Genomic DNA, 10,010 nt, shown 5'->3' with positions numbered 1-10,010 from the left:
GGCCCTCGGCAATCCATCGGAGAGTCTGACGGCGATACTTCGACAGATTCAGAACGACCTCTTCGACGCGGGAGCCGACCTGTCCACCCCGGTCGTCGAGAATCCCAAATACCCGCCGCTGCGCGTTACCCAGGCATACATCGATCGCCTCGAAGGCTGGTGCGACGAGCTCAATGATGAACTGGCACCGCTGAATTCGTTCATTCTGCCCGGCGGAACGCCGTTGGGAGCTCTACTGCACGTTGCTCGGACCGTATCTCGCCGAGCCGAACGAGCGGCGTGGTCGGCTATCGATGCGCACCCTGACGACACGAGCGTTCTGCCCGCCAAATACCTCAACAGATTGTCGGATCTGCTCTTCATCATGGGAAGAGTTGCCAATCCGAACGGTGATGTTCTCTGGAAGCCAGGCGCCGGCGCCTGACGCCGCACCTCCGGTCAGGCGGTACGTCGCCTGCGGGCACGCCCGTCTGGCCGAGATTCCACCCAGGACAGGAACGCGGTCAACGCTCCACTGTCCAAAGCGATTTCGTAGTTCGACGACCCATCACGCAGACGCAGGACAACGATGTCGTCACTCATGATGTCGAATTCGGTACCGGAGGGAGAGCGACGGCTCTCGACCTCGATGCCTTGACGGTCGACACGTGAATCCGGACCGGGCCGGAGAGAAGAAAGTTTGAAGAATACGAAGGAGCTTTCGCCGTAGCGAATGATTCCGTGTCGCCACCCGCTGTCCCCCGGAGAGGGCAGAACACGAAGAAGTGCTGCCGTACCACCGCGGCGCAGGATCACCAGACGGTACAGAAAAGCCGCGACGAGAACCGCGAGCAGCACAACCAGAATGATCAACACAGTCATTCCGAATGTCACTGTTCGTCGGCTCCCGTCGCGGCTTTGCTCTGATTAACTACGCGCGCTCGACTGCCCGAAGCTGACCCTTGGCGACCGCAATCGCCTCGTCGTCGGCTTGGGTGTCAGCGAGTACTGCCTTGGCAGCGCTCACGTCGATGTCCTCGGCCATGTCCGCGGACTCGGCCAGAATCGTGACGGTGGTAGCCGTCACCGACAGGAAACCGCCGTGAACTGCTGCGACGATGCGCTCACCGTCGACAGACGTGATCGACACGGTGCCGCCCTCGATGAGCTGGCCGAGAACCGGCTCATGCCCAGGCATGATGCCGATCTCGCCCTCAGTCGTCTGAGCGCTGACCAGCGTCGCCGTACCCGACCACAAGCGCTCCTCGACGGCAACGAGTTCTACGGTCATCTCAGCCATCGTGGACTACTTCCCGGCCATCTTCTTGGCTGCAGCCTCGACGTCGTCGAGTCCACCACAGCTGTTGAATGCCTGCTCGGGAAGGTGATCGAACTCGCCCTTGCAGACGCGGTCGAAGGCTTCGATGGTGTCGCGAAGCGGCACGACGGAGCCGGGCTCACCGGTGAACTTCTCGGCAACGATGAAGTTCTGGCCGAGGAACTTCTGGATACGACGGGCGCGGCCCACGAGGACCTTGTCCTCTTCCTGAAGCTCGTCCATACCGAGGATGGCGATGATGTCCTGCAGTTCCTTGTACTTCTGCAGGATGCGCTTGACCTCGTTGGCAACGCGGAAGTGCTCGGCACCGACGATGCCGGGCTCCAGGATGCGGGAGGTCGAGCTCAGCGGATCCACAGCGGGGTAAATACCCATCTGCGAAATCGGGCGCGAGAGCTCGGTGGTGGCATCGAGGTGCGCGAACGTCGTAGCCGGCGCGGGGTCGGTGTAGTCGTCGGCGGGCACGTAAATAGCCTGCAGCGACGTGATCGAACGACCACGGGTCGAGGTGATGCGCTCCTGGAGCTCACCCATCTCGTCCGCAAGCGTGGGCTGGTAGCCCACTGCCGAAGGCATACGGCCGAGGAGGGTGGAAACCTCGGAACCTGCCTGCGTGAAGCGGAAGATGTTGTCGATGAACAGCAGGACGTCCTGGCCCTGAACGTCGCGGAAGTACTCCGCCATCGTCAGTGCGGACAGGGCGACGCGCATACGCGTTCCGGGCGGCTCATCCATCTGGCCGAAGACAAGGGCGGTGTCCTGGAGGACGCCCATCTCTTCCATTTCCAGGTGGAGGTCGGTGCCCTCACGGGTACGCTCACCGACGCCTGCGAACACCGAGGTGCCCGAGAACTCGCGAGCGATACGCGTGATCATTTCCTGGATCAGAACGGTCTTGCCGACGCCGGCACCACCGAACAGACCGATCTTTCCACCCTTGACGTACGGGGTGAGAAGGTCGATGACCTTGATGCCGGTCTCGAGGATCTCGGTCTTACCTTCGAGCTGATCGAAGGCTGGTGGCTTGCGGTGGATGCCCCACTGCTCGCCGTCACGGCCGAGGCCGGGTGTGTCGAGGCAATCACCCAGTGCGTTGAACACGTGGCCCTTGACGACGTCACCGACGGGAACCGAGATCGGCTTGCCCGAGTCGGTCACTGCAGTGCCGCGGACCAGGCCGTCGGTGGGCTGCATGGAGACGGTGCGGACCAGGTTGTCACCGAGGTGCTGAGCAACCTCGAGCGTCAGCGTCTTGGCGACCGAGGGAAGCGTGATCTCGGCGTTCAGGGCGTTGAACAGTTCAGGAACAGCGCCACGCGGGAATTCAACGTCCACGACGGGACCGATGACCCGCACGACGCGGCCGGCTACGGCCGAAGCCGAACCTGCCCCGTTGTTTTCGGTTACTGCTGCGGTCATGTGCTAGTCACTTCCTGCGCTCGAGGCGAGCGCGTTGGCGCCGCCGACGATCTCGCTGATTTCCTGGGTGATCTGGGCCTGGCGAGCCTGGTTGGCCTGACGGCTCAACGTGTTCACCAGTTCGTTTGCGTTGTCCGTCGCGGCCTTCATAGCGGTACGACGGGCTGCCGACTCCGATGCCGCAGCATCGAGAAGCGACGAGAAGATACGCGTGCTGACGTACTTCGGCAGAAGTGCGCCGAGCAGTTTCTCCGGCTCGGGCTCGAAGCTGAAGTCAGCGACGGGACCGGTGGAGTGGTCGTCGTCGTGACCGTTGGTCAGCATGTCGTCGCCGAGTTCGATGCGCTCTTCGGACACGGACACCTCGAGGGGAGCCATACGGCGAACCTCGGGGGTCTGGGTCAGCATCGACACAAAGCGGGTGTAGACGATATGGAGTTCGTCGACGCCCTCGATGGTGCCTTCGCCGTTCGGAGCGTCGACCTGGTTGCCCGAACCTGCCATGAAGAGCTCCACCAGGTGGCGGCTGGCCTTCGCGGCATCCGAGTAACCCGGATCCTGCGAGAAGCCCGTCCACGCAGCACCGATGTCGCGGCCACGGAAGGTGTAGTAACCGAGTCCCTTGGAACCGAGCACGTAGACAACCGGCTCCTTGCCCTCGGTGCGGAGCAGAGCCATGAGCTCTTCTGCCTGCTTGAGGACGTTGGAGTTGTAGCCACCACACATGCCGCGGTCACTGGTGACAACGAGCACCGCAGCCCGCTTGGGCTCCGGACGCTCGTTGAGCAGCGGGTGATCGAGCGAAGCAGACGCACTCGCCAATTCGGTGAGTACCTTCGTGATCTCCTCGGCATACGGCTTGGATGCGGCGACGCGAATCTGAGCCTTCGTGATACGCGAAGTCGCGATCAGTTCCTGTGCTTTGGTGATCTTCTTGGTCGAGTTGACCGACTTGATACGGGACCGCAATTCGAGAATGCTTGCCATCGATCAATCACTCTCCCTTCGGAATTCGCAGTGTCATGGGCGCGTGCGTCACTTGCTGACGGTCTTGCGCTTGACGTTGATCTGCTCGTTCGCGACCTCGTCTGCGCCCAGAGCGTCGGCCTCGGCTTCGTTCACGACCCGGCTTCCGTCGGATGCGATGAAGCCTTCCTTGAACTTGTCGGTTGCAGCGATCAGCGCAGCAGCGTTGTCGGCATCGAGTGCCTTACCGCCGTTGATGCTGGAGTAAACGCCTGCAGCCGAGTGCTTGAGGTCTTCGAGCAGTTCCTTCTCGAAGCGACGGACGTCGCCGATCGGGACGCTGTCGAAGGTGCCTTCGCCGGCGAGGTAGATCGAGATGATCTGGTCTTCGACGGGGATCGGGCTGTACTGATCCTGCTTGAGCAGCTCGACCAGACGGGCACCGCGCTCGAGCTGAGCCTTGGAGGCAGCGTCGAGATCGGATGCGAAGGCGGAGAACGCTTCGAGCTCACGGAACTGAGCCAGTTCCAGACGCAGCGAACCGGAAACCTTCTTCATGCCCTTGGTCTGTGCAGCGCCACCGACGCGGGAGACCGAGATACCGACGTTGATCGCGGGGCGAACGCCCTTGTTGAACAGGTCGGACTCGAGGAAGACCTGGCCGTCGGTGATGGAAATGACGTTGGTCGGGATGTATGCCGAGACGTCGTTTGCCTTGGTCTCGATGATCGGCAGAGCCGTCAGCGAGCCGCCACCGAGTGCGTCGGACAGCTTCGCCGAACGCTCCAGCAGACGGGAGTGCAAGTAGAAGACGTCACCGGGGTATGCCTCACGTCCCGGCGGGCGACGCAGCAGCAGCGAGATGGCGCGGTACGCCTCTGCCTGCTTGGTCAGGTCGTCGAACACGACCAGAACGTGCTTGCCCTGGTACATCCAGTGCTGGCCGATGGCCGAGCCGGTGTACGGTGCGAGCCACTTGAAGCCTGCGGAATCAGAAGCCGGAGCAGCAACGATGGTGGTGTACTCCATCGCGCCCTTCTCCTCGAGGGCAGCCTTGACGCCCGCGATGGTGGAGCCCTTCTGACCGATGGCAACGTAGATGCAGCGAACCTGCTTGTTGACATCGCCGGAATCCCAGTTGGCCTTCTGGTTCAGGATCGCGTCGATGCAGACCGCGGTCTTGCCGGTCTTGCGGTCGCCGATGATGAGCTGGCGCTGGCCGCGGCCGATCGGGGTCATGGCGTCGATAGCCTTGATACCGGTCTGGAGCGGCTCTTCGACCGGCTGGCGCTCGAGCACCGAAGCGGCCTGCAGTTCGAGTGCACGGTTTTCAGTGCTCTCGATCTCGCCGAGGCCGTCGATGGGAGCACCCAACGGGTCGATGACGCGGCCGAGGAAAGCGTCGCCGACGGGAACCGACAGAACGTCGCCCGTGCGCTTTACTTCCTGGCCTTCTTGAATGTTCTGGTAGTCACCCAGGATGACTGCACCGATTTCGGTGGCATCCAGGTTGAGCGCGACGCCGACGATTCCACCGGGGAACTCCAACAGCTCGTTGGACATAGCCGAAGGCAGGCCAGAGACGTGCGCAATGCCGTCACTGGTGTCGGTCACTGTGCCGACCTCCTCACGGGAGGCCTCCGGGGAGTAGCTCGCGGTGTAGTTGTCGATCGCGCTACGGATCTCGTCGGAGGAGATCGTCAGCTCCGCCATGTTTTTCCTGCTCTCGGTATCTGGTCTTCGAAAAGATCTGGAGTGTGTGTTCGGCTGAAGGACTATTTGAGGTTCTTCCGCAGTGCTGCGAGTCGTCCCGCTGCACTACCGTCGATGACCTCGTCGCCCACCCGGACGACCAAGCCGCTGAGAAGTGCGGGATCGATCTCGACGTGCACGGTTACCGGCTTCCCGTAGGTGCGGGTAAGTGTGCTCGTCAAACGATCCGTCTGCTCCGCACTCAACGCCGAAGCGCTGCGCACGTGGGCAACAGCGGTATCACGCTGCGCGGCGGCAAGATTCGACAGCTGGTCGAAAGTGTCTGCGGGTGCAGACTTCAACCGGCCGACGGCCTGTCCGGCAAGTGCCTCGGTGACCGCGGTGACCTTGCCGTAGAGCAGGCGCGAAAGGAACTCACGCTTGCGGGCTGCGGGAACCGACAGATCCGAGAGCGTCTGCTCCAGGCTGGGATCCCCTGCCACGATGCGGCCGAGACGGAACAGCTCGTCCTCGACGGTGTCCAACTGACCCTGATCTGCTGCGGCGCGGAGCAGAGCTTCGCGGCCGAGCAGTTCGAGCGAGTTGACCAAGTCGCGGCCCGCTGACCAATCCTGGCCTGCAGCTGCTTTCACGGTTGCCAGCGCTTCCGCGCCGACCTTTCCGGAGAACAACTGCTCAGCCAAGCCCTGGCGACCAGCGACCGGTGCCGAAGCGTCAGCCAGCGCGCTGCGAAGAGCGCGCTGGCCGTCAAGTACCTCGACCACCGAGAAGAGCTCGGACCCAGCCTGCGCAGCGGCCGCGGTAGCGGCACCTGCAGAGACTGCGCCCAGGGCGCTGCTCAGCGCAGAACGCGTCTGCGCCAAGGATTCACGGCTCGCTGCGTACATGTTGCTCACTTCCTGGCTGAATCAGCGCTGACGGCGTCGAGCTCGTTGAGGAATCGATCAACCGTTCCGGCACGCTTCACGTCGTCGGCGAGGGACTCTCCGATGACCTTCTCGGCCAGGTCTACAGCGGTCTTGCCGAGATCCGAGCGGAGCTCAGCGACGATCTGCTGACGCTGGGCGACGAGCTGGCTGTGGCCTGCGGCCACGATGCGATCGCTCTCCTCCTGCGCCTGAACCTTCATGTCAGCAATGATCTGCTGACCCTGGGTGCGCGCTTCCTCACGGATCTGCGCGGCCTCGGTGCGAGCTTCGGCAAGCTGCGCGCGGTACTGCTCTAGCGCGTCCTTTGCCTCGGCCTGTGCCTCTTCGGCCTTCTTGATCCCGCCCTCGATCTGCTCGGTGCGATCGGCAAGGACCTTCTGGAACATCGGAAGTACGAACTTCCAGAAGACAAAACCGACAACGACGAGGCAGACGATGGACCATACGATGTCGTACGTCGCGGGCACGAGAGGGTTGTGAGTCTCACCCTCAGCGGCCGCGAGCAGAGTAATGGTGGCTGCCATGTCGGTCTCTTAGAAAATGAAGCCGGCGACGAGGCCGATCAGCGCGAGGGCCTCGGTGAATGCAATACCGAGGAACATGGTGGTACGAACCTGTCCGGCCATCTCGGGCTGGCGAACCATGCCCTCGATTGCCTTACCGACAACGATGCCGATACCGATGCCGGGGCCGATTGCCGCGAGGCCGTAGCCGATGGCGCCATAACCCTTGTTGGTGATGGTCTGCTCGGCAACTTCCTGTGCCAGGTAAGCGACGCTCATGGTGTTCCATTCCCTTTCAGTTGACCTTCGCCGGTGTCGACGAAAGGCTCAGTTCTTGGTGTAGCTGAAATGTGGTGTGGTCAGTGATCTTCGGCGTGCAAGGCGAGGTCGATGTAGACCGCGGCCAGCAGAGAGAAAACGTAGGCCTGCAGCACGATCACCAGGATTTCGAAGAAGGTGAAGGCGATAGCCGCGGCCAGGGAGGCAACACCGAAGAGTGCCTGGAAGCCGCCGTTGAGGACAAAGAAGTTCGTTGCTCCGAGGAACAGCACCAGCAGGATGTGGCCGGCCAACATGTTGGCCATAAGACGAACCATCAACGTGAAGGGGCGCAGGACGAACGTCGAGATGAACTCGATCGGGATCAGCAGGAAGTGCAGGGCAGTCGGAACGCCGGGCACAACGATGCTGCTCTTCACGTACTTGAAGAAGCCGTACTTCTTGATGCCCACGTAGTTGAAGACGATGTATGCGAGTGCCGCGAGAACCAACGGCATACCGATACGCGCGTTCGGTGAGATGTTCAAGAAGGGGATGATCGCGGAGACGTTGTTGGCGATGACGACGAAGAAGATCGTGGCAATGACGGGCAGGAATCGCTTGCCCTGTTCCTTACCGAGAACGTCTTCAGCGATCTGCACGCGAACGAAGTCCAACGCGATCTCGGCTACGTTCTGCACACCACGCGGAATCAACCGCGGGCTGCGCATCGCAATTGCGAAGAACGCTGCTACCAACACCGACATCAGAATGCGGATGAGCATCAGTCGGTCGAGCTCGAACGGACCCGCGTGAATCAGTACTGATTCGGGGAAAAAATCGTCTAGTGACGGCGCGTGGAACTCCACGGCGGCCAGGGTGGTGACGCTCAGCGTTCTCTCCCGTAGTCGGTCCGCAGCCATCATTGACTGCGGTTCGATCGGACATTGACGATCTACAAGTCGACAAGTTCGACTCGCGCATTCGTCAGTTGCTGGAGAACCCTCGCGGGGGTCTGGCTTCTGTCGGTGTCGGCGACTCTCGTCGACTCAGTGGCCCAGAATATCGGCCACCTGCGAGCACATGGCATCGTCGGCTGAGGGTTACCTAGCCTGCCTTTGCTCTCGCTTGACGCTGACCCTACCAAGTCATCTACGACATTGTGTAGATGGGGTACCTGAAGGGGCGGTTCGTTACGATTTGTAGTACTACTCTTCGTCGTTGACCGGGGCGCTCGGGGTGGGGTCCACGTACGGCGTCTTGGTTCCGAGAACACCGTATGTTTCCGCCCCGAGGACGATAACCAACGCAAATACCATGACCAGTACCAACGACGTCTTGTCATAGAAGTCGAGCGGTTTCAGAATCGCGAGCACCACAATTGCCAGGATCATCTTGAGCAACCAGGTCCCGAGAAGAACTGCACCAGCGGTCAGTGCCGGCAGCTTCGACGTGAGAAGAACGCCCAGTGCGGTGAAGAGAATGAACCCACCGCCGACGGCGGCGCCGAGAAGCGCGCCGTACAGGCCTTCCTTACCGCCGATCAGCCACCCGAGCAGTGAACCGACAATGGTCAGCACAACCAGTCCGATCACGCCCCACTTCACTGCGGAGCGCATTGCTGCGGTCGAATCGGGAATGGGCTGCGATGCCGGCACTGATTGCGGGGTGTTCGTCACGATGCTCAAGGGTAATGGATCGGAAAAGTTCCCTACCCTCGCTCCTGCCGGCGATCGCGCAGTGACGGGATCGCGGTGAACAGGAATGCCGCAAGTAACCCGGCCGCCACGAGGACAACAACCAACTGTCGATCCAGCAGCGAAGATCCCACAGCGCCGAACGCAAGAACCCCCACCCACGAGTAGATGACCAGCACAACTCGGCGATGGGTGTGACCGATCTGCAGCAACCGGTGATGCAGATGCATCTTGTCCGGACTGAACGGGCTCACACCTGCCCTCGTGCGGCGGATGACCGCAAGCAGCATGTCCAGCATGGGGATGAACATCACAGCACTGACCAGCAGCAACGGCGCGAGGAGACCGACAAGATCGCGCGTGCCGTAGGCCGTCAGCGGAATCCGGCCGGACGCGGACGTCGAAATCGCGGCAAGCATGAGTCCGATCAGCATGGATCCGGAATCACCCATGAATATCCGTGCCGGATTGAAATTGTGCGGCAGAAATCCGAGGCACGCTCCGGCGAGAGCAGCGGCGATCATCGCCGGCGGGTACACGCTGACATCACCGCCCTGATCGTGCAGGAGTCCGATCGAGAAGAGGAGGATCGCGACCGCGGCAATAAGGCCGAGTCCCGCCGCCAGACCGTCGAGACCGTCGACGAAATTCATGGCGTTGATAGTTGCGACGGCAACGGCAACCGTGAACAGGCCCGATTGGATCTGGTCGAGAATGATGGTCGATCCACCGTCACCGAACGGGTTGTAGATGATGAACCAACTGACGCCCATCACCACCATGATTCCGGCAGCAGTCACCTGACCGACGAACTTCGTGAGGGCGTCGAGTCCCCACTTGTCGTCGATGATCCCCACCAGGACTATGACACCGCCGGACACCAGCGCCGCTTGAACGTCATGACTGTCGAACTCGAATCCTCGTGTCAGAGCAGGCAATTGCTGCGCGAAGAGTAGCCCGGCAGCCAAACCCACATACATTCCGACACCACCGAGACGAGGCGTCGGCTGAACGTGGACGTCACGGTCGCGCGGTATCGCCACCGCTCCGAAGCGAATGGCCAGGATCCGCACTGCGCCGGTAGCCAGATAGGTGACCACAGCAGCGGTGCACAGAACCAGCAGGAGTTCTCGGATCGGTACGCCCGTTCCCCCGCTGGACTGCGCAAGGATTTCGGTGGCCTGGTGCGTCGTGATCACTGGGGAGA

At 61.7% G+C, this 10,010-nt stretch carries 12 protein-coding genes (1 of these 12 only partly in view); 1 reads left to right on the top strand and 11 read right to left on the bottom strand.

Features of this window, described 5'->3' with window-relative positions; all coding sequences use genetic code 11:
* Positions 1-424, top strand: partial view of a cob(I)yrinic acid a,c-diamide adenosyltransferase gene (locus tag C7T36_RS17010; RefSeq protein ID WP_045071314.1) — the 3' portion only. It extends 149 nt beyond the left edge of the window; the window shows 424 of its 573 coding nt (coding positions 150-573); its start codon lies off the left edge, out of view; the stop codon is at positions 422-424.
* 14 nt (positions 425-438) lie between these two features.
* Here the strand turns inward: C7T36_RS17010 and C7T36_RS17005 are convergent, their stop codons facing one another.
* The 11 genes from C7T36_RS17005 to C7T36_RS16955 all read right to left on the bottom strand — a co-directional run bounded on the left by C7T36_RS17005 (position 439) and on the right by C7T36_RS16955 (position 10,002).
* Complete coding sequence (locus C7T36_RS17005) at positions 439-861, bottom strand: DUF2550 domain-containing protein (RefSeq protein WP_033236108.1); 423 nt, start codon at positions 859-861, stop codon at positions 439-441.
* Between the two features lie 49 nt (positions 862-910).
* Positions 911-1,279: a F0F1 ATP synthase subunit epsilon gene (locus C7T36_RS17000; protein ID WP_033236107.1), complete on the bottom strand. Its 369-nt coding sequence runs from the start codon at positions 1,277-1,279 to the stop codon at positions 911-913.
* A gap of 6 nt (positions 1,280-1,285) precedes the next feature.
* Positions 1,286-2,737, bottom strand: a complete 1,452-nt coding sequence (gene atpD, locus C7T36_RS16995; RefSeq protein WP_003941349.1) for a F0F1 ATP synthase subunit beta — start codon at positions 2,735-2,737, stop codon at positions 1,286-1,288.
* A 3-nt stretch (positions 2,738-2,740) separates the two neighbouring features.
* Entirely contained in the window at positions 2,741-3,724 is a 984-nt protein-coding gene (locus C7T36_RS16990) for a F0F1 ATP synthase subunit gamma (protein ID WP_033236106.1), read from the bottom strand.
* A 48-nt stretch (positions 3,725-3,772) separates the two neighbouring features.
* A complete protein-coding gene (gene atpA / locus C7T36_RS16985; RefSeq protein ID WP_033236105.1) occupies positions 3,773-5,416 on the bottom strand; it encodes a F0F1 ATP synthase subunit alpha in 1,644 nt (547 codons plus the stop codon).
* A gap of 62 nt (positions 5,417-5,478) precedes the next feature.
* On the bottom strand, positions 5,479-6,303 hold the full coding sequence (locus tag C7T36_RS16980) for a F0F1 ATP synthase subunit delta (RefSeq protein WP_033236104.1): 825 nt from the start codon (positions 6,301-6,303) through the stop codon (positions 5,479-5,481).
* Positions 6,304-6,308: 5 nt separating this feature from the next.
* Positions 6,309-6,869 carry a F0F1 ATP synthase subunit B gene (locus C7T36_RS16975; protein ID WP_033236103.1) on the bottom strand — a complete coding sequence of 187 codons (561 nt, stop codon included), beginning with the start codon at positions 6,867-6,869 and terminating at the stop codon, positions 6,309-6,311.
* Between the two features lie 9 nt (positions 6,870-6,878).
* On the bottom strand, positions 6,879-7,127 hold the full coding sequence (locus C7T36_RS16970; protein ID WP_033236102.1) for an ATP synthase F0 subunit C: 249 nt from the start codon (positions 7,125-7,127) through the stop codon (positions 6,879-6,881).
* Positions 7,128-7,207: 80 nt separating this feature from the next.
* Positions 7,208-8,032 carry a F0F1 ATP synthase subunit A gene (gene atpB / locus C7T36_RS16965; RefSeq protein WP_045071318.1) on the bottom strand — a complete coding sequence of 275 codons (825 nt, stop codon included), beginning with the start codon at positions 8,030-8,032 and terminating at the stop codon, positions 7,208-7,210.
* Between the two features lie 282 nt (positions 8,033-8,314).
* Positions 8,315-8,794, bottom strand: a complete 480-nt coding sequence (locus tag C7T36_RS16960) for a glycine zipper family protein (RefSeq protein WP_033236101.1) — start codon at positions 8,792-8,794, stop codon at positions 8,315-8,317.
* A 23-nt stretch (positions 8,795-8,817) separates the two neighbouring features.
* Positions 8,818-10,002 carry a glycosyltransferase family 4 protein gene (locus C7T36_RS16955; RefSeq protein WP_033236100.1) on the bottom strand — a complete coding sequence of 395 codons (1,185 nt, stop codon included), beginning with the start codon at positions 10,000-10,002 and terminating at the stop codon, positions 8,818-8,820.
* Between the last annotated feature and the right edge of the window lie 8 nt (positions 10,003-10,010).

The sequence above is a fragment of the Rhodococcus sp. AD45-ID genome, assembly GCF_003023755.1.
GTDB classification, from domain to species: Bacteria; Actinomycetota; Actinomycetes; order Mycobacteriales; family Mycobacteriaceae; genus Rhodococcus_F; species Rhodococcus_F globerula.
The sequence above is the reverse complement of the archived record's forward strand: the minus strand, read 5'-3'. Positions and strand labels throughout refer to the sequence as shown.

Excerpts from the sequence above, each read along its gene's own strand:
- C7T36_RS16990 (WP_033236106.1), bottom strand. The coding sequence starts at position 3,724 with ATGGCAAGCATTCTCGAATTGCGGTCCCGTATCAAGTCGGTCAACTCG.
- C7T36_RS16975 (WP_033236103.1), bottom strand. The coding sequence starts at position 6,869 with ATGGCAGCCACCATTACTCTGCTCGCGGCCGCTGAGGGTGAGACTCAC.
- C7T36_RS17000 (WP_033236107.1), bottom strand. The coding sequence starts at position 1,279 with ATGGCTGAGATGACCGTAGAACTCGTTGCCGTCGAGGAGCGCTTGTGG.
- atpB (WP_045071318.1), bottom strand. The coding sequence starts at position 8,032 with ATGATGGCTGCGGACCGACTACGGGAGAGAACGCTGAGCGTCACCACC.
- C7T36_RS16980 (WP_033236104.1), bottom strand. The coding sequence starts at position 6,303 with ATGTACGCAGCGAGCCGTGAATCCTTGGCGCAGACGCGTTCTGCGCTG.
- atpA (WP_033236105.1), bottom strand. The coding sequence starts at position 5,416 with ATGGCGGAGCTGACGATCTCCTCCGACGAGATCCGTAGCGCGATCGAC.
- C7T36_RS16970 (WP_033236102.1), bottom strand. The coding sequence starts at position 7,127 with ATGAGCGTCGCTTACCTGGCACAGGAAGTTGCCGAGCAGACCATCACC.
- C7T36_RS17005 (WP_033236108.1), bottom strand. The coding sequence starts at position 861 with ATGACTGTGTTGATCATTCTGGTTGTGCTGCTCGCGGTTCTCGTCGCG.
- atpD (WP_003941349.1), bottom strand. The coding sequence starts at position 2,737 with ATGACCGCAGCAGTAACCGAAAACAACGGGGCAGGTTCGGCTTCGGCC.